The sequence below is a fragment of the Methanoregula boonei 6A8 genome, from assembly GCF_000017625.1.
GTDB classification, from domain to species: domain Archaea; phylum Halobacteriota; class Methanomicrobia; order Methanomicrobiales; family Methanospirillaceae; genus Methanoregula; species Methanoregula boonei.
In genome coordinates this window covers 2,121,973-2,142,884 of record NC_009712.1, presented here as the reverse complement: position 1 = coordinate 2,142,884, position 20,912 = coordinate 2,121,973, and the positions used below count along the sequence as shown (strand labels likewise).

Genomic DNA, 20,912 nt, shown 5'->3' with positions numbered 1-20,912 from the left:
GTTATTTGAGCCGGAGGCCTACCCAGGTCGGGATCCCGCCCACGGTACGTTCAGTAAAGGCGTACTTGTTTTTGAGGGCAACAGAGAAGACACGGCGTTCGGGGATTGCTGCATAATCCTGGTCCCGGCACCAGCGTTCGAAGCGCTCGTAGAGTTCGTCCTTTGCCATGATCGCATCCGGGCCTTCCTCGGCCTCCCGGACGATCCGGGTACTCACGAAGCGCTGGATGGCGTCCCCTTTGCGTCCCCTCCCTTTACCCTTTGCTGCGGGTTTTGCGGGGGGAGTTTCCTGCGGGGTGGGAGCAGGGGATTTGGAAGGCGCCGGCTCCCGAGGCTGCGGGGCTTTTCTCTCTTTTTTCTCCCGGAGCACTTTTCCTGGCACCGTGGGATCTTCGGCATTGATCACGGGTTCCCTTACCGCAGGGGCCGGATGGCTGGCCGGCGCTGGGTCCGGGGCAACAATCACCCGCGGTGCTGTCAGGGCAGGAACCTGTACCGGGGCACGATATGTCATCCCCAGGCGCGCGGCAAGTGCCCGGTTGCACTCATCGCCGATATCCAGATGTTTTCCTTCTGCTGCCGCCACAATGTCGGACCGGAGCAGGACCGGTACCTGCTGCCACCCGGGTTTTGTTATCTTTCCCGCACCCATGGTTCACCATATTCCCGATGGTATCTTCCGGGAAATATAGTTCGCGAAAGCAAAAACAGCCGATACCGGATCAGTGTGCCTTCGCGCTCACCCGCTGATCATAGATACGGATAGCGCGGAGAAGGTCAATTTTGCGAAAGAGCGGCCAGTACGGGGCGCAGAAGTAGACCGCGGATTCATGGCCGTTTGCAAGCCAGGGCAAGAAGTTGGAGGTGCGGTATTCGTTCCCGGTCCGGATGATAAGATCCACCGGCGGGATCTCCTTTCCCTCGTGGAGGTGGGATTCTACCATCTTTTGGTCTATAGTATCAGGAGCGATCTTTCCCTCACGGACGGCCGAAACAATCTCCCGGGCGGCAAGCACGATCTCATTTCTCCCGCCGTACGCAAGCGCCACATTAAGGGTAAACCCGTCGTAATCCTTTGTGGCCTCCTCTGCGGCCTCGACAGCGGCCCGCAGGTCTTCGGGAAGAAGCGAGCGGTCACCCAGCATCTGGACGCGGATCTTATACCGGTGCACCCTTTCATCTGAGATTGTGCTGATGAACTTCTCTTTGAAGAGCCGGAAGAGCTCCCGTATCTCCTCTTCGGTGCGGTGGAAGTTTTCCGTGGAGAACGAGTAGATGGTCACAAACCGTATACCTAACTCATGGGCCCAGTCCAGCATCTCCTCGGTCTTGTCCGCCCCGGCCCGGTGCCCCTGGGCCGTATCGATACCGATCTCTTTGGCAAACCGCCGGTTGCCGTCCTGGATGATAGCCACATGGGTGGGGATCTGCGTGCACTGCATCAGGAGGTAGCGCTCGTACAGGGGTTCGAGGAGCCCGCGGAGGGTCACAGCGGCGTCACCTCGACGATCATGCCGCCATCGGGATAACGCTCAACCACCGATTTTTTGCCGGGGATCCTGTCCTTGTACTCTTCGAGCAGCCACCATGCGGTCTCGACCCGGTCGCCGCAATCGGCAAATTCGTCCTCGGCAAGGAACTTCCGGCACCGGGCAACAACCTCGTCCCGGGTGCCCGGGTGGAGGTTGAGCACGCCGTACACAATCGTTCCGTCTTCGGTCACTTCATCGAACGGTCGGGCAGTGTTCTCCGCAATGCGCTTTAAACGCTCCCGGAGCTGGACCGAGTCCTTGAAGGATGAGGCGCACCAGTGGACCTTCTCATACTTTACCAGCTCTGCTGCCCAATCGCGGGCTCCGGCAATAGCGTTGTGAACCCCGTCGGCCGGTTCGTATCCCCGTCCCCTCATCTCGTCGGCATTGGTCTCGCCCCACTCCAGTTCGTTGATGTTGAGAAAGTCGAGGAAGGGAAGGGCCGGGACGAGCAAATCGAGGCCGGGCAGTGCCGGCACCTCAATCCCTATGTCAAAGCCCATCTCCTTTGCAAGCATTGCAGACGCGATAAAATCCGTGTCGGAAATATGGTTCCAGCATTCATGAGGCGGGTGGAGCCGTATCTCGTCAACCACGCCTTTGAGTTTCTCCAGATCCGCTTTTGCCGGGGCCTGCGCGGTGTAGATGTGGATCTGGTGTTCCGGCCCGAAGTGCTCCTTGAGCGACCTGCCGTACTCCGCGACCCGATCGAGGCAGAGGAGCGGTTCGCCGCCGGTGATCCCGGTCCCGAGCGCACTCATGCGTTCAGCGATCGCGACTGCCTGTGCCGGGCTTTCGATCCGGTGCTCGTTTGCGAATATCACGTCGTTTCCCTTGCGCTCTTCCGAGAGCGGGCAGTACCAGCAGGAGCGGCGGCAGCGTCCCGTAATAAAGAGCACCATCTTTGCGCCCTGGTAGCAGAGCACGCAGCCTTTGGCAAGGTTCGCGGGAACCTCAGCCGGGTGGGAGGGAACGGTCATGAAAAGTATGCGTATTACATTCGTTATGGGGATTCAAAACCCTTCTTGATAAAAGCCGGGCTCATCCTTTTTTTGTTCATCATGGCGATACGGTACGAAACATCCGGTTGGGGGGGGGCGGTGACCCCCACCCCCCTCCCCTTCTTTTATTCAAAGCAGGAGTCACCCCCCTACCCGTGTGCCCGGGCATGTGGAGGGTACCCCCTCTCCCCGGTTTGAAAACAAAGGGGTATTCCCCGGACCCCTTATTCAGTGCACCTTCTTTGGATTATTAAAACCCGAAGCGGCCGGTACTTTTTTATACAGGCATATACGGACTTACTGATACTCCCAGGAGAGATTCGCTGTACATATCATTCCGCAGTTCCTGCACGGGAATGCGAATGAGGTAGTACAGGTGCCCGGTTTTTCCAGAGGACCGTGGGGTTACACATGCGATGATCGATCTGCCCTTTATCCCGATTGACATGGTAAAGTCCGCGGTAGAGAACTTTGCCGTTATCGTGGCCCTGCTTCTTCTCTATTACTTTATTCCGGATACTGTTCGTTCGCGGTCAAAACTGCTCTTCTCCCTTTGTGTCGGCCTGATTTTCGGTTTTATCGCGTTTATCACCATCCCTGCACTCTGGCAGGCCCTGGGCGCGGCCCCTGCAGCCCCGCTCCTGGGTTTTGACCCGCTTTCCCTTGCCGGCCCGACTGCTGGTGCACCCCTGCAGGATCTTGGAAACCGGATCCTTGGCATTAACGTCATTCTTGTTCCCCTCTCCGGGTTTATTGCCGGCCCGGTATCGGCCGTCATTGTGGCCGGCGCACTCCTTCTCGGGAGTCTTGCAGCAGGAGGACCTCCCCAGCCTATGGATATCATAACTCTCGTACTGGGTATTCTTCTCGGTGCTCTCTTTTACTGGTGCCGGACATGGGACAGGTTCCCCCGATCCTATCTGGTGCAGGTTATCCTTCTTGGAGCGGGATTTGCCCTTATGGATTCGGTTCTTCTGGTAATCAGATCCCAGGATCAGGCTTCAACAGGCCCCGGAACGCTTCCCCTCACCTTGCCATCATTTGTGATTTGTTGTGTCGGTATCATCATTCTCGGGCTCATTGTCGGATTTATCGACCGGAAGAAACAGGCGGAAAAGGAGATCCGTGATTACCGGGATCGTCTCGAAGGCCTCGTTAAGGAGCGGACAACCGAGCTCCGGCAGGCAAACTCACTTTTAAAAGCTGCATTCGAGGCCACAGCGGACGGGATCGTTGTTACAGATACGGAAGATGTGATCCGTGGGTACAACCGGAAGGCTGCGCGGATCCTGAATCTTCCCGAAAGCCCCCCGCAGGATGCCGGGGAGAGCAGGAGATATACAGATCAGATCGTTGCTTCCCTGTCCGAACCCGAAAAAGTAATCCGGCATTTTGCAGAACTGGCAGCGTCGTCAGGACAGGTGGTCACAACCGATGTCAAATTTACCGGCGGCGGCCAGTTTGAGCTCTACGTCCACCCGCAGGAGATTGGCAATCAGATCATCGGCCGTGTCTGGAGCCTCCACGATATCACTGAACAGCGCATGGCCGAGGAGGCACTCCGTTCCGCCAACAATAAGCTGATCCTGCTCTCCAGTATCACCCGGCATGATATCCTCAACCAGCTGACCGCTCTTCATGCCTGCATTGATCTCATGAAAGAAAATCCTGAAGATCGTGCAGTCCCTGGTTACCTTGATCTCATGGAGAAGACGATCGAGGTGATCCGTCTTCAGGTAGAGTTCACCAGCGACTACCAGGATCTCGGGCAGAAAGAACCTGTCTGGCAGGATATCTGCCAGGTGTTTCTTGCAGCTGCAGAACCGTTTGCCAACCGGAATATTACGTTTTCCTGCGATACCGGCGCGCTCGAATGCTACGCGGATGCCCTGATCGGACGGGTATTCTACAATATGATCGACAATTCGATCCGGCACGGCGGGTATGTATCTGCCATACGGTTGTTCCTTGAAAAGGCCGATCCGGATCTCATCCTTGTGTACGAGGACAACGGCATTGGTGTGGCTCCCGAGGAGAAGGATAAGATCTTTTTAAAAGGGTTTGGGAAGCACACCGGCCTTGGGATGTTTCTTATCCGCGAGATCCTCTCCATTACCGGGATGACGATCCGGGAGACCGGCATCCCCGGTACGGGGGTCCGGTTTGAGATCAGGATCCCGGCCGGAGCGTTCAAGTTCCGGCCGACCACCGGGAAATGAGGAGGACAGGTGGGGTTCGGGCCAGCTGACCTTTACAAGAGCTCACTCAGCCGGTGCCCCCCGCTTGACTCGCACCGCTCCTTGTACTTGCACCGGTTGCAGGGAGCATTCAGCGGGTGGGCGGGGGCCTCGCCCCGGTGGATGGCCCGGAGTTTGTGGAGCGTGGCAAGGAGCTGGCGCCGGTCCCGGGGCTGGACCGCATGGTAGCGGGAGAGACCGTCCGGGATATATTCCACAAATCCCCCGTCCACCTCTTTCCCGGTCATCTCTTCCAGGCAGAAGGCGATCCCCGCAATCCGGAGCCGGTCGGCCGCATAGGTGCCAAAGGGCATTGCCCCTGCCGCCCGCACGATCGAGAACGTCCCGTCCGCTGCCACCCGGTCGATCATACCGGCGATCCCGTGCTTTTTCGAGACCACGGTCACATCGGTCTGGACGGCCGGTTTCCACTCGTGTTTTTTACAGGAAGCAATGCAGATATCCAGGAACTCGCGGAGCACCGGGTCTGTCTTTGGGCGGACAATGAGCACCTCGTCCCAGATGACATTCGCTTCCAGAGGATTCCCAAGATGGTACGAGAGCTGCTTGCAGATCGCATGCCGGTCCGACTCGGTGACCGGCTCGTCTTTCTCGTAGTAAAACCGGACCGGGCAGGCGTGCACCCGCACCAGCTCGGAGATTGTGACATGCCGCTCCTGGTCTGCCAGAATAATTCCTCTAAAGAATCGAGGAAAACCTGCCACATATACTTATGGTAGGGCACGGATCCCCGCACCGGCCCATTGACCAACTATTCATACCAGAACGGTAAACGTGATCAGTATGACCGGACAGGAAATCTCCGTTAATATCCCGCCGACACTGGATCCTGTATACAGCAATATGATCCAGATCGCGTATAAGGACGATGAGTTCACGTTTGTCTTCCTCCACCAGCTCCCGCAGGTCAATCAGGCCCGGGCAAAGGCGATTGTCTCGATCACGCCGGCGCATGCAAAGAACCTGCTTGCCGTTCTCCAGAAGACCATTGCCGACTATGAAGGAAAGTTCGGGACGATATCACCGGCAAAGGAACCCCATGCCCCGGACAGCGTGACGACCCTTCGCGGGTACTCATAAAACCCCTCCCCTCCAAACACAGATTTTATTAGCGTACGGGTCGATATTGTGAGGCAGTGCGCCGCCGTGGCTTAGCGGCATAGCGGCTGATTCGTAATCAGCAGGTCGAGGGTTCAAGTCCCTCCGGCGGCTTCTTTTGCGCAGGTTGAAATCCCTTAAAGAATCTGCGTTTTGGGTTAACCGTTCCCCTTTTCCCGGTAACCGAAGTGCCTTGACGACGATATATACTCAAAGCAGGTGCCTGCTGCGTTTCGTACCGCAAAAGAGTCCTGTTGCATTGTGGCTGGTCGCAGGTTTTACCCTGCTTGTGAATCAAATCACAATAATTATCGTATTCACCCCTCAAGGAAACGTATGAAAATATCCCCTGTTCTCGTCCTCCTTGTTGCCTGTGCAGCAGCGATCCTTGTGGCCGGGTGTACTGGTACGGGATCATCAGGCCTGCAACCCACACCGACCCCTGAAGTCATCTATGTCACCGTGACCGTTACCCCGACGCCAACTGCCACCCACTGCTACTGGAACCCGCAGACTATGTCCTGTTCCGACCAGCCGTACACTCCCCCCCCAACCACAGTCACCACGACAGCCACGACTACAGCTGCGCCCGATCCCATCCTTCACCGCTGGATCCGGCAGTACCCCGGCGGAGGCTCCGGTTATGAATTCCAGTTTTATCCTGATGGCACGGTTATCTATAAACTGGGAACAATCGTCACCGTGAACAGTAATCTCAAGATGCCATCGCCGAATATTTCAGGATCAGGGTCATGGTCGAAAATAGGCAGCACGGATTACCTTGTGAAGGTATGGTACACCGGCAATTCGGGCGCTCCCGACATAATCCGGGATTACTCCCTTGTTCCGCAGTACTCTGCTCTCCCGCAGCACCTGGTCAGCAGCTACGAACAGGCTGATGTGGATGCAGCCACGGCAAACGGCACTTTCCATTCGTTTGCAACCGATGTATTCTATCTCGAGCAGGCGCCACAGGACAGCGAATAGCGTTTCCCTTTTTTTGGCCCGGTTGAACACCCGTTTAAAAAAGAAAATGCGTTCTGATGGATTGCAAGATCCAACGAGAGGTGCCTTAGTTCCGGTAAGTTGACGGCTGAAGGGGTGTTTTTCCCCGAGTAATCGATTACCCGCTGCGTACCTTCCTGTCTCTGTGCCTGAGGAATACACAGCGATAACCGCAAAAATTCCCGCAATGATGACCGGGATTTGGGAAGATGTGGCGTGCCCTGTCCCGGTGCTGCTGCCGGTCAACCCTCTTTTCCCTTCAGCACGATCCAGTTTTTCTCCCCGGCTTTTTTAAACCGGAGGAGGACATACTTGCCCGAGAACTGCCTGCCGTGGAGCAGGATCTCGATGCGTTCATCGCCCCACACAATGGTCTCGTACGTGCCTTCATCTGCAATTTTTACCTCGCCTGCCCCGTACTCCCCCTCCGGGATCGTTCCCTCGAAGTCCCCGTACGAGAGAGCATGGTCTTCTACCTGGATGGCAAGCCGGCGTTCGCCGGGTTTCTCCGGCAGTCCCTTGGGAACTGCCCAGCTCGCGAGCACCCCGTCATGTTCCAGCCGGAAATCGAAATGGTGGTGCCTGGAGAAATGCTCGTGGAGTACAAAGTGCAGTAATCTGTCAGGCATCTCTTTTCTCCCTGTACTGTTCTTTTGCCGTTGTGATCCGCTCCCGTAGGTCCCGTGCGGCGGCCACGATATCCGGCTGGCCGACCACCGCAGAGATCACGGCAATGCTGTCCGCTCCCCCGGCGATCACCTCCGCAACGTTATCCCGGGTGATGCCGCCGATGGCAACCACCGGTACCGCGACCGCGGCCCGGATCTCCCGGAGGCCGGAAATGCCGCAGCCCGGGCCGGCATCGTCTTTGGAACTGGTGGCAAAGATCGGACTTGCCGCTACGTAGTCTGCCCCGGCTACCACAGCCGAGATAGCTTCCTCTGCATTCCCGACCGAGACACCGATCATAAAGGGGCGGGGGGCGAGCCTGCGTGCCGTGTCCACGCGAAGATCCCCCTGCCCGAGATGGACGCCGTCCGCCCCGCAGGCCAGCGCCACATCCAGTCGGTCGTTCACGATGAAGAGCGTCCCGGTATCCCTCGTGATCGCACGGATCTCCCGGCCGATCCGGCAAAGTGCATCAGGCCCGCAGGCCTTGTCCCGGAGCTGGATCGCATCGGCTCCCCCGGCGCAGGCAAACCGTGCGATCTCCGCATGGCTCCGCCCGCCTCCAATCGCCCCGTCCGTGATCACGTAGAGATCGAGCCGCATACGTTCCTGTTCACGCCGATCTTACCCGGGCGTCCGCAGCAAGGTCCTGCGGACCCAGTTCAGCCATTGCATCGAAGAGTGCCGGCTTAAAAGAGCCGGGCCCCCGGCTGGCTGCCGCTGCCCGCTCCCCGGCAAGCCCAAAGGCGGCAAGGGCCGTTGCTGCTGCGATCAACCGGTCTTTTTCCACCGCTGCAATAACCCCGGTCACCGCCGACGCCATGCAGCCGGTGCCTGAGATCCTGCCCATGAGTGGGTGGCCATTATCTACCAGCAGGACCTTATTCCCGTCAGAAATGATGTCGGTGGCCCCGCTCATCACTACCGTTATACCGGTCTCGCGGGCAAAAGTCCGGGTGATGGTCACCGGATCTCCGCTGATCCCCGCGGAATCCACGCCCCGCACCTTTGCTTCCGCACCGGCAAGAACCCCGATCTCCCCGGCATTGCCCTTGATGATGGAAATGGTCAGCTCATCCAGCAGGCGACGGGTGCTATCCGTCCTGAGCCGGGTGGCCCCTGCCCCCACCGGATCGAGGATTATAGGAATCTTCCGCTCGTTTGCCACCTTCCCGGCAAGGATCATGCTCTCGATGATCCCGGAGTTCAGCGTCCCGATGTTGAGGACAAGGGCACCGGCAAAGCCTGTCATCTCCCCTGCTTCCTCGCGGGCATCCGCCATCACGGGCGCTCCCCCGGCACCGATGGTGATGTTGGCGCAGTCGTTCACGGTCACGTAATTGGTGATGTGGTGGACAAGGGGGTGCTGTTCCCTTGCCCGGGCAAAAATGCCCGAAAAGACCTGGTTGTCCATAGCGCTCACTCTTTCCTTACCGGGTATAGGGCGGGACGCGTAATAAACCGTGGGAGAGCGGCAAAAAGGATATTTCAGGGTCACCGTTACCGGGTGATCTCGTCAAGGGTTGCCACGAGCAGGTCAATCTCCTGCCGGGTATTGTAGTATGCAAGACTTGCCCGCACGGTACCCTCGGGAAGCCCGAGGCTTTCCACAAGTGGCTGGCAGCAGTGGTGGCCGGACCGCACCATGATATCGGCTGCCTCGTCGAGCTGCAGGGCTACCTCGTGGGGGTGGAAACCATCGACCGTAAAGGAGACTACCCCGATACGGCGGGCGGGGTCTGGCGGGGCATACACATGGATCCGGTTGTTTTTGGAGAGAGCTGCAATCAGCCGGTCCGTAAGGCCTGCCTCGTACCGGTGGATGCGCTCCATCCCGATTGCCTGGAGGTAACTCACCGCGGCGCCAAGGCCGATGCCCCCAGCGATGTTCGGTGTCCCCGCCTCGTACTGCTGATAACCCGGCGACAGTGTATATCCGTCAGCAGTCACGGTCTCGATCATCCCACCGCCGAGCATGGCCGGTTCGATGCAGGCTTCCTTCATCCAGAGCACACCGGTGCCGGTGGGCCCGGACATCTTGTGCCCCGAGAAGCAGTAGAAATCGCACCCGAGGTCTTCTGTATTGACCGGCATGTGCGGGACCGCCTGTGCCCCGTCCACCAGAAGGAGGGCTCCGTGATCGTGACAGATCTTTGCGATCTCGCGTATGGGGGTCACGACACCAAGCACGTTCGATGCCTGCGTAAGTGCAACAAGCCGGGTGTTCTCCGTAACCGCCCGTTCAAGGGCCGCAAGATCGGGCTGGTAATCCGGCCCAATACCGACGATCTCTGTTGTCACACCCTGCCGGGCCAGCCTCCGCCACGGGAGCAGGTTCGAGTGGTGTTCGAGGATCGTGGTGATGACCCGGTCCCCGGCCTTCCAGGGCAGGCCCTGTGCCACCATGTTCACCGATTCGGTAGTATTCCTGGTAAAGACCACTACCCCGTCTTTCCCGCCGATAAAATCTGCTACCTTCTCGTGAGCATGCCAGTAGCGCTGGCTGGCAATACCCGTGAGCCGGTGAATGCCCCGGCCAACGTTCGCCCGGTACCGGTGCTCGAACTCGACCATGGCCGCGATCACGGGCTCGGGCGAGAAACTGGTGGCAGCATTATCAAGGTAGATGAGATCGCCAAGGATAGGAAAGTCCCGGCGGATTGCCTCCACATCATATCCCCCATCAGTTCCTGCTGCCATATCCGGTTCCAAGGTTCTTTCTCCTGCTATTTCAACCGTCTCTTCGTGCTCATCCGGCGGCTCTGCCTGGAGCGTGTAATCTTCCCGCACCGGGATTCCCCGGTCCCGGCAGAGCTCCCTCATCTTGGGGGGGAGGGCCTTCCAGCGCCAGAGCCCCCAGCGGTGGAACGCTTCGGGCAACCCTTTCTTTTTGGCATAGGCAGTAAGGAACGCGTCCCAGCGTTCTGCATATGCCGGGTGCATGGCCCGGAGCACTTCATACTCGCTTTCGAGCATGGAGGGGCAGACCCAGCACCCGATCCGTTCGACTCCTTTTTCGTAGAGAGGATTAATCTCTGCCTTCTGCCACCAGAGGTAGAGGAAGACTTCAAGCGCCCGCCAGTTCCGGATCGGTGAGATATTGAGCTGGAGGGGATTGGCCGGGTTCTGGCTGGTCTCTTCGAGCGCTGCCCGGTTCCATGATTCGTACCAGCGGTTGCCCTGGACAGTCACACAGGGACCGACCTCTGCGAGATGGATCTGGAGAGGGCGGAGCTTGAGGAGCTTGCAGCACCACCGGTTATCCTTGCCCGGCGGCCCGGCTTTTTCGACCGCCGAAAAGAAGTCCCCGGCCTTTTCGATCACGGGTACGCCCTGCGAGCGCACAAACGCCACGGTTTCGGGAAACTCAATGCCGGTATCGAGGAAGAACGCAGCGGTCACACCGGCTTTCCGGGCAAGGGTGAGCACCGCGGTGCTGTCCTTTCCCCCGGAGAACGAGACATTGCAGACCGGGCGGTCGTGGATGTGCTGCTTGATCATGCGGACGGCGCTGCGTTCGAGGTTTTTTAAGTGGTACCGGTTCTGCTGGACCACCTGTGCCCAGTCCGGGTTCTTACCCGTGCGGGGCTCGACAGTGGCGAGTTCCCGGACCCGGACCTGCCCGTCCCGGACCGTCCCGGTTCCGAACCGGTTTTTCAGTTTCACGATTGCTGTCCCGTCAGGGTGGGGAGTGGTGAGCCGGAACTTCTTTCCCCCCATCCGGCCCTGTCCCTGGCCGGGTTCAATGCCGGTTTCAAGATCGATGATGCCGCTTGTCACATGCCTGAGGATAAAGGGAAGCGCCTCGGGCGCGAGATCGAACACGAACTTCCGGGCCACGGGGTCAAAAGAGAGCCAGCCGAACCGGTGGCCGTGAGCCAGTACGAGATCTGCCCGGTCCACCCCGCCGGTCTTGTTGAGGAGGAGCACGGCGGGGACAGGGACGTTCCCAAAGCGCTCCCGTACGAGCCTTATGATGAGCGCCATGTCCGCAGCAAGCGCCGGGCGTACATCGTACGGCTGGAGAAGTTCGATCTCGCGCCCCTCCGCACCGCAGGCGCAGGTCCGGCCGATCAGCGGGACATTGCACCGGTCGCACCAGTACAGGATCTTTTTTACCGGCGGCTCGTGCGTCACATTCACATGATAGGGGCGCAGGGGAGATAAGAGAAACGCTTGGAGGAAAACGTTACGGGGATGTGGGTGAGGGTGGGTGGATATGGAGCCTCTCGTAGAAGACATCCATGCCGGGCTCTTTTCCCAGGAATCCTGCAAGGAGCGCCTTTCCATCCTGCATGTTTCCCTGTTCGAGGATCCAGTGACGGTACGCGGCCCCGGTGGCAGCATTGAACAGGCCGTCTTTTTTGAACCGGGCAAAGATATTCAGGGCGTAGACTTCGGCCCAGAGGTAACTGTAGTAACCGGCATCGTATCCCCCCATGAAATGGCCGATGGTGGCCGGCTCGTGGTCCCCTTCGAGTGGCGAGATGCCCATGAGCTCCCGGTAGATACGGTTGGCAGTCGCGGTCACATCAACCGGCCCTTTTGCGGTATGGAATTCCATGTCCTCGGTCGAGATCACGAGCATCCGGGTGTACCTCAGCCCGGCGCCGAGGTCGCGTGCCGCGATGATCCGGTCCCGGAGCGGGGCCGGGAGTTTTTCTGCAGGATGTGCATAGTGGCCGGAGATCGCATCGAGCACCTCCGGCTCCCAGACCCAGCTCTCCAGCGCCTGCGAAGGGGTCTCGACAAAGTCCCACTCCACGCTCGATCCGGCAAGGCTGGCATAGGGGGCTTTGGTAAGGCAGCCATGGAGCGCGTGGCCGAACTCGTGGAAGAGACCCTCGACATCGTCATGGGTGAGAAGCGAGGGGATGTCACCCGAAGGTGCCCGGAAGTTCCCCACGATGGCGGTGACCGGCACGGAATATCCTCCTTCTCTTTCCCTGCCTGCGATCAGGGGGGACATCATCATATGCCCGTACTTGCCGTCCCGGGGAAACATATCAAGGTAGAGGTATGCGAGGGTTCGATCGTCATCCTGATCAAAGATGCGGATCAGCCGGACCCCCGGTGCCCAGGCCGGGGCTTCAGGTACCACGGCAAACCGGGCCCCAAAGAGCGGGCCGAAGCAACGGAACATTCCTTCAAGGACGAGATCGAACGGGAAATACTTACGGATCTCCTCGTTGTCGAGCGCAAATTTCTGTTTCCTTTCCCGTTCTGAAAGGAACGCGAGATCCCATGGATCGACCCGATCTGCTCCCGGTACGAGTTCCTGCTTGAGGGTAAGGAGCATGGCCAGGTCAGATCGGATCTTCTCTTTGACCGGCGCTTCAAGCCTTGAGAGAAACGAACGGACGGTGGCGGTGTCCTGTGCCATCCGGCCATCGAGCCGGTAGTCTGCCCAGCTTGCATAGCCCAGCTCCCGGGCACACTCCTGCCGCACCCGGATCGCCTCCTCGAGAAGCGCCGTGTTGGGAACGGCCTGCCGGTTCACAAACGCGGCGTACAGCTGTTTTCTTGTCGCCGCACTTTCAGCGTTCTGCATCACCGGGATGTAGTCCGGGTACTTGGTCGTGACCCGGTATTTCCCGTCGGGGGTCTGCGCAAAGGTGGCAAGCACTTCCTGCGGGACACCCCCCAGTTCCTCTGCAGAAAAATCCAAAGTGGTGGTATCGTTGTTGAGGTTTGCAGAGAACTTCACTTCCAGTCCGGTGATCTGCTCTTTTAAGGCCCGGACCCGGGCAAGGCCCTCATTGGAAAGCGCAAGCCCGTTCTTTTTGAACTGCCGCAGCGTTTCTGAGAGGAGGCGTGTCTCTGCAGGATTCCGCGGGACAACTCCGCGGATTGCATCATAGAGATCCCGCCGGGTAAAGACGCCAATGGCAAACTTTCCTGTTTTCTCCTCGCTTGCCGATCCTTCTGCTGCCACTCCCGGGTCGGGATACACGTAACCCATAAGGGTCAGGGGCAGGGTTGCGTCCGAAAAATCCGCCATCGCGGTCTCAAACGCGAGCAGGGTGGTTTCTACAGATCGCGTTTCCGGCGGAAGGACGGCAATCCGGTCAAGGGCTGTGGTGGCGGTTCTGATTGCAGTATCGCACAGAACAGTGATCTCGCCGGGCCGGTAGCTGGTCTTTAACGGGGAGAGGGGGAGACGGAATGTCATAAAAATACACCGGATATAAGCAGATTTGGAAATATGAGAGAAGCCTTGGATCGGGGAGAGTATAAGAGAATAGGTATACGGCCGAGGGAGCCCATCAGGCCTCTGCCTCGGCAAGGGCTGTGCGGATCTGGTCCTTGACCTGCTCGGGGATATTCAGGCTGTCCAGCGCACGACCCAGCAGCAGCCGGGCCATCTGCTGGCCCTCATGAGTTGAAAGGTATGCATCGATCGCCTCTTTTCCCTGCGGGGAAGAGAGGAAAGATCGTATGGCCTCCTGCCCCCGGGGAGAGGCAAGGTATGATGCAACCATTCCCTGAATACCGTCCATTGCGCCCATCAGATTTCACCTAAGAACAACAGTAGTGGATCCGGAAGAAAGATAAAAGTACCAGAAGCCGGTTCCTAATAACGGAGATATTACCCACTGCGGCTGTACTCACCGGCGCAGGGGATGCAGACAACTTTTCCGCTTTTCACCCGGGCGCGGTGCTCGGCCACAGTCTCACCGCAGGAGGCGCACTGCACCGAGGCAGAGATCCGGGCATGCTCCGGGATCTCCGACCGTGCCTCTTTTTCTATGAAGAGTTCGCCAATAGGGATAGTGAGGATCTTTTTAATGAGCGCGGCCTGCCGCTCGTGGAACTCCTTCTCCTCGGTAGGGGTAGCTTTCCCGGCCATCACTTTCGTGCGGAGGGCTGATGCTCCGGGATCGAGCCTTTCGGTTAGTGGTTCCGGGCGCTGGACAAGACGGATGGCAGAACCGGTCTTCCGGTTGATAAAGGTGTACGCATGCTTGCCCAGGTCGCGCAGGATCAGGTTTCCCTTCCCTACCGAACACCCGGCAATGGCCTGTACCGCGTCGACACCACAGGCATCGTTTTCGACAATGGCAACCAGGTCCTCATCTGAAGACCTTCCGGCATGGAGTGTTACAAGAGCGTGCGTTGCGGCCCGGTACCCGAGGGCAAGACCGGGGCAGGTGTGGCCGTGGAAGGCAACGGCATCTTCGTAGGATTGGAAAGTGCAGGTCATGATCTTCACGTGAGCCGGTTACTCATCAAGGGAGTAAATCTGTTTTGCCGCAGTTATTTCTCAAACTGCGCAACTGCGTCCGGCAGGCAGTGTGCAACGCCCCGGATCCCTGCCACCGTCACGGTCATGAGGATCGCATCGATCACTTCATCCCGGGTTGCCCCGGCGGCCTTTGCCATGGGGATGTGGGCCTTTACTGCTGTATCGTCCCCCATCGCTGCTTTCATTGCAATATAGATGAGCTGTTTGGTCTTTGCATCGAGTGCAGGACGTTTCACGACCGCCATGATCAGGTTGTTGAACGCTGCTGCGACCTCGGGTGCCTCTTCATTGAAAAGTTCCATAGTGTTTGTTGCCATGGGATATGCCTCAGGTATCATGAGGTGTACAGGGAATATATGCTCAGGGGCAAAGCTGTCCCGGTCCCTGTAGCATTTACAAGAAAAGAAGGGCGAGGACCGGAATCGTTACCAGACATAGGACCGTGGAGATAAACACGCCCTGCGAACCAAGCTTGGCATCCACGTTATACTCCTCACAGAGCAGCACGGTGTTTGCTGCCACAGGCATGGCAATCAGGAGCACTGCAGTCCCAAGAAGGAGCCGATCGGTCACAAAAGGCGAAAGCACGAGGAACGCCACGATTGGGAAGACGAGAAGACGGAGTGCGGCAACCAGGTACACCCTCCAGTCCCCGGCCAGCTGCTGCAGGGGAAGGGTTGCAAGCATCGCACCCACCACGAGCATGGCAAGCGGTGTGGTTGCCGATCCTACAAGGTCAAGCCCGTACTCAACCGGGGCCGGGATCGTGTACTGCATCATGAAGAGGACAAGGCCCACGATGGCCGCCACAAGACCCGGGGAGAGAAGGACCTTTGGGTCGATCTTCCCGGGCCGGCCCCGGGCAAGCAGCCATACCCCAAGCGTGAAGACCAGGAAATAAAAGGGCACGTTGAAGAGGATCACATAGAAGAGAGAGCCTGGACCAAGCACCGCAAGCGCTACCGGAATACCCATGAACATGGAGTTGGGAAAGACCAGCATGAACTGGAAAACCCCTTTTTCATCCGGGGCACACGGGATAAACCGGAAGAGGAGGATGCCAATGACAAGTGCTGCAAGGTAGTACGCGATGGCAACCACGAGCATGTGATCAACGATACCCATGGTCTTTGCGGTCTCTGGTACCTGCAGGCTGGTGATGGAGAGGGCCGGCAGTGAGACACTCACGAGAATATGGGAGATGAGATGGACGCGGTTGCCGTTGAGGATGCCGTACTTCCGGGCGGCAAACCCGATACCAATGATGCAAAAGAGGGAGACCAGAGCGACAATGATAGTGAGAAGATCCATAGCCGGCTAACTCCCTGGTGAGATGGTTGTGTCCTGCAGACCTCGTCGCAGGATTCGGGTGAAGATCGGGAGGATAGTGGGCCCCTTAAAGGCATATAGATTACGGAGTGGGCAGGGACCTGCAGTACCGGTTTATCAGGATAAAAAGTGGCCCCCCCCCCTATGGGGATGGGGGGGCAGGGGGGTGAGGGTTGGCTGTTGTGCGTGTGCTCAGACGGTGGAAAATGGTATCCGGCCGGTGGCGGATGCGTACCGCGTGGCCGGGTTATGGGAGGAACGTGCCGGTTTGTAATCGCATGGGACGCATCATACAGGTACCACCTCTTCCTGGGACGGTTGCGGGTTGAGGCCGTACAGGCTCTGCCGGGCATCGATGAAGTAATAATGCTCGATTAAGAACTTCTCGCTCTTGAGCCTGTTCAATGCATACCGCACGGTTCTGGACGGCAGTGAGGTCTCACGGATGAGATCTTTCTGTGTCAGTTTGCCGTTGGTTTCCAGCACTTTATACACGAGTTTTGCCGAAGGGGGCAGATGCCCGATCCCGGCTGCGGGTCTATCAGTTTCGGTTGTATTTACAACAAAGACGATCCCTCATAGTTGGATCACCATACCAAGGTTGAATTCACAATTGTTAAGTCTTTCGGATCAATTTCCTCAGCCTTGTCCCGGTGCGGGGAGGTAAAATATCTTATAAATTTGACCATATTTTGTTTTTAACAGCAATAAATCGTTATTTTGGATAAATCCGGATTCCGGTAAATATGCTTCTGAAGCATATTACATTTGGTGGCTCATTATCTCCGCGCATGAGATCTGCACATAAAATCCTCTTTCGGATGCGTTGGGAAAGGGGGTGCGGCACAATATACCAAGAAGGGAAGCCCGCAGGTATCCGGGAAAAATGGATACCTAACGGAAGAGTGGATTGCGATTTGCCTGCTGGAAACAGCGGCGGGGATTATGGCAGTAACACTGGTTGCAGTACACGGTTGTCCGGTCCTGAAATGCAAGACGGGCCATACGGTTCCGGCGTGAATATTTCCGGGAAACGGATCGCAGGGGCACGATTACTGGTGAGCAGGGATTCCATATGAAATCCTGCAATTGAGCAAAATCCTCCGGAACCTGCACATTATATACAGATCGCGGCAACGGGTTATCCGCTGCGCTTAGATACTAAGAGATGGGAGTGGGGGGTGTCTTTTCCCGGGATAATCTCGCGGAACGAATGCCGGACTATCCTTTTTTCCGGCTGAAGCGGTTACGGGGCAAGCCAAGGGGGGGAGGGATCCTGTACCCTCAGGACTTTTCCGGGCTATTCCACTACGGACAGTTCGAACGTGCCGTCAAGGCAGGTAGAACAGAACATCAGGAATGCCTTGAGGTTCTCCGACATCTCGTCGCTGAGTGAACGGGAGACGTGAATGATGATATAGGGTCTGCCTTCCGGCCGTTTCCGGAGCTCCAGGTACAGCTCTTTGAACAGGGCAAGCACGGTCCGGAAATTCATTCTTTTAATGATCCGGATATGGCCGACACCCTCCGGATCTATCATGATCCGATAGGTTTCCGCTTTCCGGAAAAACCCTGCCTGCGTTTCCACCCTTCTTTACCTCCTCTGTGAAGACGCCCATTACTATCGAGTACAATACCGCCGACCACGGCTTTCCCGGAGGGCTGCTACTTACCTTTTCGCACGTGGAACCATATGAGGGTTCACACCTCGGCAATAAGCGATCCTGTACCGTACCCGGCGGTCCGGAATAGGGTGTCCATCTGCCTGTACATAGATGGCAGAAAAACAAATTTATATAATTATAATTAAGCAAAACTCACTATTTTCCTGCGTTTTCTTTAAAATTTGCGGCAAAACCTGCCCGAACGACAGATTTTATATAAAGAAGGTACCTATAAGGAAAATACGCATCACAATTGTGAACCGCCCGTGCCAGGATGGCGGAAAGGCTACGCGGCTGACTGCAGATCAGCGTATCCCGGTTCGATTCCGGGTCCTGGCTTTCCTGTTATCAGGGAATAAGATGCCCCTGACGGAGCTGTTTTTCCAGGTGATATGTGATGGATCCGGGACTTACTGCACAAACAAAAGCTATCCTGATAAATATCGGGGGTGCCGATATCGATGCATCCCTTTTGCCTGAGAGCATGAAAACAACGGCAACCGCAGGGCCGGGTGCAGGCGGCTCCTCATTTTTCATCCGGTCCGGCAGCCGCCGGGTCCGGCTCTCCATAAAAAAAGAGTCTCCCCTGAAGGTGATCCCCTGGAAAAACGGGGTAGCGGTCAGGATGGACGGGCAGATCATTGCTTCAGGCCAGCTCGAACTGCCCCTCTGTCACTGCCCTGACCAGGCCTACATCACGGTCAGCGAACGCTGCATCTTTGACTGCAAGTTCTGCCCGGTGCCGATCCAGAACGGAAGGGTAAAGACCATCGGGGAGATCGATGACATGGTGGCCGCTGCAGCCTCACGGGGGGATCTTAAGGCGATCTCGCTCACAAGCGGCGTTGCCGAATCACCGGAAAAAGAGGCAGAGTACCTGGTCCGGGTTGTCAGGCACCTTGCCTCCCGTTACGAGTATCCCATCGGGGTTTCCCTCTATCCCACCGCCACATCCACCAGAGATCTCCGTGAGGCCGGTGCCATCGAGATCAAGTACAATGTCGAGACCATGGATCGCGAAATCTTCACCAGAGTCTGCCCGAACCTCTCCCTTGATGATATTCTTGCGGCTCTTCCTGAGGCCGTTGAAGTCTTTGGGAAAAACCACGTCTCCTCAAATTTCATCCTTGGTCTGGGGGAGTCGGATGAGTGCGTGGAACAGGGTGTCGAGATCCTTACCGGCATGGGGGTCATCCCCAACCTCCGCCCCATCTCCCCGCATCCGCTGAGAAAGGGCCAGCTTGAGGTTGTCCGCCCGTCATCTGACCGGCTCATCAAACTGGCCCGGATCAACCGTGCAGCCCTGGATCGGCACGATCTTGACGTGCGTCTTGCGCAGACCATGTGCCTGCCCTGCACGGGCTGCGATCTTACTCCTCACCGGGATCTCTGATCGCCCGGTCCCCGGTACCCCTTTTATTTTCGGCTTTTTTTTGCATACCCGGGTATTGTGTGGAATCTTTAGTTTCATTACCACAGCGTATATGTTGTGCGCGTGATTTATCCCTCTACTGCATAGAAATCCGGGGACAAAAAAGCGATTTTACGTCGGTAAAATGCCATCAGGAAAAAGCCGCCGAATGGAGAACATATAAATAATCACGGTTGTTATCTTGTATAGTCAGATTCACAATCGTGAATGTGATGCCAGGATGGCGGAAAGGCTACGCGGCTGACTGCAGATCAGCGTATCCCGGTTCGATTCCGGGTCCTGGCTTTTCCGAGGTATATTCATGAGTATCAGAGTCCAGAAAACATTCGAGGCCCTCTTCGAACTTGAAGAGATCCGCGGGATCTTCCGCGATTCCCTTCCCACCGGCCTCTCGGCCGAGGAGGAGGCGGCGTTCCGGCAGAGGATCGGCAATCTCAAGGCGATTGTTGCGGATCTTGAAGCCGGCACCGGGACACCGAAAGTAACCAAGATCGCAGGTACCCTTGATGTCCGTTCCCGCGAGGAGCAGTACATCAACATCCACCCCATCCAGGCCGCCGGACGGTTGACGACCGAAGCCCGTAAGGCGATCATCTCCTATGGGGATGGCTATTCCACCTGTGATGCCTGCCGGAAACCGTTCCGGCTGGACAAGATCTCAAAACCGGGAATCGCGGAATTCCATGCCGACCTTGCCAAATGGCTCAACATGGACCATGCCCGGGTCGTGCCCGGCGCCCGCCGCGGGTTCCAGGCGGTTACCGGGACGCTCGTAAACAAGGGCGATTCCGTGATTGTCTCGGCACTTGCCCATTACACCGAATTTCTCTCGGTGGAAAATGCAGGAGGGGTGATAAAAGAAGTGCCGCTGAATGCCAAAAACATCGTTACCGGTGAGGCAACGGCACAAAAGATCGAAGAGGTCAAAACTGAGACCGGGAAACTCCCGGTGCTGGTGATGATCGACCACTTCGATTACCAGTTTGCAAACGAGCACGAGATCCGCGAGATCGGGAAAGTGGCTCACCAGTATGATATCCCCTTCCTCTACAACGGCGCCTACACCGTCGGTGTCCAGCCGGTGGATGGCAAGAAGATCGGGGCCGACTTTGTGGTAGGCTCCGGACACAAGAGTATGGCATCGGTCGCGCCGTCCGGGGTACTTGCAACGACCAAAGAATGGGCGCCAAAGGCGCTTCGTACCACTGCCATTGTCGGAGACCTCACCAAAAGGAAATTCGGCATCAAGGAAGTGGAGCTGCTCGGGTGTACGCTGATGGGCGGGACCCTGCTCTCCATGATTGCTTCGTTCCCCGCGGTCAAGGAACGGGTGCTGCACTGGGACGAGCAGGTGAAGCGCTCGAACTACTTCATCGACCGGCTCCTCAAAATCTCCGGTAGCAGGGTGCTTTCCGAGTACCCGCGCAGGCACACGCTCACCAAGGTCGACACCACCGGGAGTTTTGATACGGTGGCAAAGACCCATAAGCGCCGGGGATTCTACTTCAGCGACGAGCTCTCATCCCGCGGGATCGTGGGAGAGTTTGCCGGTGCCACCCGCACCTGGAAACTCAACACCTACGGCCTGTCGGAGAAGCAGGTCCACTACCTTGCCGACGCCTTCACTGAGATCGCAGAAAAGTTCGAGCTCCCGGTAACAAAATAAACCGGTGAGCCT

At 57.5% G+C, this 20,912-nt stretch carries 20 protein-coding genes and 3 tRNA genes; 8 read left to right on the top strand and 15 right to left on the bottom strand.

Features of this window, described 5'->3' with window-relative positions; translation table 11 throughout:
* Position 1: 1 nt before the first annotated feature.
* The 3 genes from MBOO_RS10770 to MBOO_RS10760 all read right to left on the bottom strand — a co-directional run bounded on the left by MBOO_RS10770 (position 2) and on the right by MBOO_RS10760 (position 2,512).
* On the bottom strand, positions 2–652 hold the full coding sequence (locus tag MBOO_RS10770) for a hypothetical protein (protein ID WP_012107634.1): 651 nt from the start codon (positions 650–652) through the stop codon (positions 2–4).
* A 70-nt stretch (positions 653–722) separates the two neighbouring features.
* Entirely contained in the window at positions 723–1,490 is a 768-nt protein-coding gene (gene uppS, locus MBOO_RS10765) for a polyprenyl diphosphate synthase (protein WP_012107633.1), read from the bottom strand.
* Positions 1,487–2,512, bottom strand: coding sequence for a radical SAM protein (locus tag MBOO_RS10760; protein WP_012107632.1), 1,026 nt, complete (start codon positions 2,510–2,512; stop codon positions 1,487–1,489). Before MBOO_RS10760 ends, uppS begins: the two co-directional genes overlap by 4 nt.
* Positions 2,513–2,949: 437 nt before the next feature.
* Here MBOO_RS10760 and MBOO_RS13210 point away from each other — a divergent pair, with 437 nt between their 5' ends.
* Positions 2,950–4,752: a sensor histidine kinase gene (locus MBOO_RS13210; protein WP_012107631.1), complete on the top strand. Its 1,803-nt coding sequence runs from the start codon at positions 2,950–2,952 to the stop codon at positions 4,750–4,752.
* A gap of 32 nt (positions 4,753–4,784) precedes the next feature.
* Here the strand turns inward: MBOO_RS13210 and MBOO_RS10745 are convergent, their stop codons facing one another.
* A complete protein-coding gene (locus MBOO_RS10745; protein ID WP_012107630.1) occupies positions 4,785–5,495 on the bottom strand; it encodes a CRISPR-associated protein Cas4 in 711 nt (236 codons plus the stop codon).
* Between the two features lie 79 nt (positions 5,496–5,574).
* On the opposite strand from MBOO_RS10745, the gene MBOO_RS10740 reads away from it, so the two are divergent.
* From MBOO_RS10740 to MBOO_RS10730, 3 genes are all read left to right on the top strand, one after another.
* Complete coding sequence (locus tag MBOO_RS10740; protein ID WP_012107629.1) at positions 5,575–5,871, top strand: DUF3467 domain-containing protein; 297 nt, start codon at positions 5,575–5,577, stop codon at positions 5,869–5,871.
* A gap of 60 nt (positions 5,872–5,931) precedes the next feature.
* Positions 5,932–6,003: transfer RNA gene (locus MBOO_RS10735), tRNA-Thr, on the top strand.
* A gap of 222 nt (positions 6,004–6,225) precedes the next feature.
* The gene (locus tag MBOO_RS10730) at positions 6,226–6,876 is read left to right on the top strand and encodes a hypothetical protein (protein WP_012107628.1); all 651 of its coding nucleotides are present in this window, start codon (positions 6,226–6,228) and stop codon (positions 6,874–6,876) included.
* A gap of 260 nt (positions 6,877–7,136) precedes the next feature.
* Here MBOO_RS10730 and MBOO_RS10725 read toward each other — a convergent pair whose 3' ends face one another.
* The 11 genes from MBOO_RS10725 to MBOO_RS10675 form a co-directional block, all read right to left on the bottom strand.
* Entirely contained in the window at positions 7,137–7,523 is a 387-nt protein-coding gene (locus MBOO_RS10725; RefSeq protein WP_012107627.1) for a DNA polymerase ligase N-terminal domain-containing protein, read from the bottom strand.
* Entirely contained in the window at positions 7,516–8,166 is a 651-nt protein-coding gene (gene thiE, locus MBOO_RS10720; protein ID WP_012107626.1) for a thiamine phosphate synthase, read from the bottom strand. The genes MBOO_RS10725 and thiE overlap by 8 nt, the downstream gene beginning before the upstream one ends.
* A gap of 10 nt (positions 8,167–8,176) precedes the next feature.
* Positions 8,177–8,977 (bottom strand): hydroxyethylthiazole kinase, encoded by an 801-nt coding sequence (gene thiM / locus MBOO_RS10715; protein WP_012107625.1) that lies wholly within the window; start codon positions 8,975–8,977, stop codon positions 8,177–8,179.
* 86 nt (positions 8,978–9,063) lie between these two features.
* Positions 9,064–11,706 (bottom strand): aminotransferase class V-fold PLP-dependent enzyme, encoded by a 2,643-nt coding sequence (locus tag MBOO_RS10710; RefSeq protein WP_012107624.1) that lies wholly within the window; start codon positions 11,704–11,706, stop codon positions 9,064–9,066.
* A 46-nt stretch (positions 11,707–11,752) separates the two neighbouring features.
* Positions 11,753–13,735, bottom strand: coding sequence for a M3 family metallopeptidase (locus MBOO_RS10705; RefSeq protein ID WP_012107623.1), 1,983 nt, complete (start codon positions 13,733–13,735; stop codon positions 11,753–11,755).
* Positions 13,736–13,829: 94 nt separating this feature from the next.
* Positions 13,830–14,072, bottom strand: coding sequence for a hypothetical protein (locus tag MBOO_RS10700; protein ID WP_012107622.1), 243 nt, complete (start codon positions 14,070–14,072; stop codon positions 13,830–13,832).
* An 80-nt stretch (positions 14,073–14,152) separates the two neighbouring features.
* Positions 14,153–14,767 (bottom strand): FmdE family protein, encoded by a 615-nt coding sequence (locus MBOO_RS10695; protein ID WP_012107621.1) that lies wholly within the window; start codon positions 14,765–14,767, stop codon positions 14,153–14,155.
* Between the two features lie 53 nt (positions 14,768–14,820).
* Positions 14,821–15,126 (bottom strand): carboxymuconolactone decarboxylase family protein, encoded by a 306-nt coding sequence (locus tag MBOO_RS10690; RefSeq protein ID WP_012107620.1) that lies wholly within the window; start codon positions 15,124–15,126, stop codon positions 14,821–14,823.
* 76 nt (positions 15,127–15,202) lie between these two features.
* Complete coding sequence (locus tag MBOO_RS10685; protein ID WP_012107619.1) at positions 15,203–16,120, bottom strand: AEC family transporter; 918 nt, start codon at positions 16,118–16,120, stop codon at positions 15,203–15,205.
* A 306-nt stretch (positions 16,121–16,426) separates the two neighbouring features.
* Positions 16,427–16,633 carry a winged helix-turn-helix domain-containing protein gene (locus MBOO_RS10680; protein ID WP_012107618.1) on the bottom strand — a complete coding sequence of 69 codons (207 nt, stop codon included), beginning with the start codon at positions 16,631–16,633 and terminating at the stop codon, positions 16,427–16,429.
* A gap of 805 nt (positions 16,634–17,438) precedes the next feature.
* Positions 17,439–17,678: a hypothetical protein gene (locus MBOO_RS10675; RefSeq protein ID WP_157677686.1), complete on the bottom strand. Its 240-nt coding sequence runs from the start codon at positions 17,676–17,678 to the stop codon at positions 17,439–17,441.
* 392 nt (positions 17,679–18,070) lie between these two features.
* Between MBOO_RS10675 and MBOO_RS10670 the strand changes: the two genes are divergently transcribed.
* The 4 genes from MBOO_RS10670 (at position 18,071) to pscS (ending at position 20,900) form a co-directional block, all read left to right on the top strand.
* Positions 18,071–18,141, top strand: a tRNA-Cys gene (locus tag MBOO_RS10670).
* Between the two features lie 58 nt (positions 18,142–18,199).
* Complete coding sequence (locus tag MBOO_RS10665) at positions 18,200–19,195, top strand: radical SAM protein (protein WP_012107616.1); 996 nt, start codon at positions 18,200–18,202, stop codon at positions 19,193–19,195.
* 253 nt (positions 19,196–19,448) lie between these two features.
* A tRNA-Cys gene (locus MBOO_RS10660) sits at positions 19,449–19,519 on the top strand.
* A 16-nt stretch (positions 19,520–19,535) separates the two neighbouring features.
* Positions 19,536–20,900 carry an O-phospho-L-seryl-tRNA:Cys-tRNA synthase gene (pscS, locus tag MBOO_RS10655; protein ID WP_012107615.1) on the top strand — a complete coding sequence of 455 codons (1,365 nt, stop codon included), beginning with the start codon at positions 19,536–19,538 and terminating at the stop codon, positions 20,898–20,900.
* Positions 20,901–20,912 lie beyond the last annotated feature (12 nt).

Coding starts and splice junctions, on each gene's coding strand:
- MBOO_RS10675 (WP_157677686.1), bottom strand. CDS start 17,678: ATGATAGATCCGGAGGGTGTCGGCCATATCCGGATCATTAAAAGAATG.
- MBOO_RS10695 (WP_012107621.1), bottom strand. CDS start 14,767: ATGACCTGCACTTTCCAATCCTACGAAGATGCCGTTGCCTTCCACGGC.
- thiE (WP_012107626.1), bottom strand. CDS start 8,166: ATGCGGCTCGATCTCTACGTGATCACGGACGGGGCGATTGGAGGCGGG.
- MBOO_RS10700 (WP_012107622.1), bottom strand. CDS start 14,072: ATGGGCGCAATGGACGGTATTCAGGGAATGGTTGCATCATACCTTGCC.
- thiM (WP_012107625.1), bottom strand. CDS start 8,977: ATGGACAACCAGGTCTTTTCGGGCATTTTTGCCCGGGCAAGGGAACAG.
- MBOO_RS10705 (WP_012107623.1), bottom strand. CDS start 13,735: ATGACATTCCGTCTCCCCCTCTCCCCGTTAAAGACCAGCTACCGGCCC.
- MBOO_RS10725 (WP_012107627.1), bottom strand. CDS start 7,523: ATGCCTGACAGATTACTGCACTTTGTACTCCACGAGCATTTCTCCAGG.
- MBOO_RS10760 (WP_012107632.1), bottom strand. CDS start 2,512: ATGACCGTTCCCTCCCACCCGGCTGAGGTTCCCGCGAACCTTGCCAAA.
- MBOO_RS13210 (WP_012107631.1), top strand. CDS start 2,950: ATGATCGATCTGCCCTTTATCCCGATTGACATGGTAAAGTCCGCGGTA.
- MBOO_RS10665 (WP_012107616.1), top strand. CDS start 18,200: ATGGATCCGGGACTTACTGCACAAACAAAAGCTATCCTGATAAATATC.
- MBOO_RS10685 (WP_012107619.1), bottom strand. CDS start 16,120: ATGGATCTTCTCACTATCATTGTCGCTCTGGTCTCCCTCTTTTGCATC.
- MBOO_RS10730 (WP_012107628.1), top strand. CDS start 6,226: ATGAAAATATCCCCTGTTCTCGTCCTCCTTGTTGCCTGTGCAGCAGCG.
- MBOO_RS10690 (WP_012107620.1), bottom strand. CDS start 15,126: ATGGCAACAAACACTATGGAACTTTTCAATGAAGAGGCACCCGAGGTC.
- MBOO_RS10770 (WP_012107634.1), bottom strand. CDS start 652: ATGGGTGCGGGAAAGATAACAAAACCCGGGTGGCAGCAGGTACCGGTC.
- MBOO_RS10740 (WP_012107629.1), top strand. CDS start 5,575: ATGACCGGACAGGAAATCTCCGTTAATATCCCGCCGACACTGGATCCT.
- pscS (WP_012107615.1), top strand. CDS start 19,536: ATGAGTATCAGAGTCCAGAAAACATTCGAGGCCCTCTTCGAACTTGAA.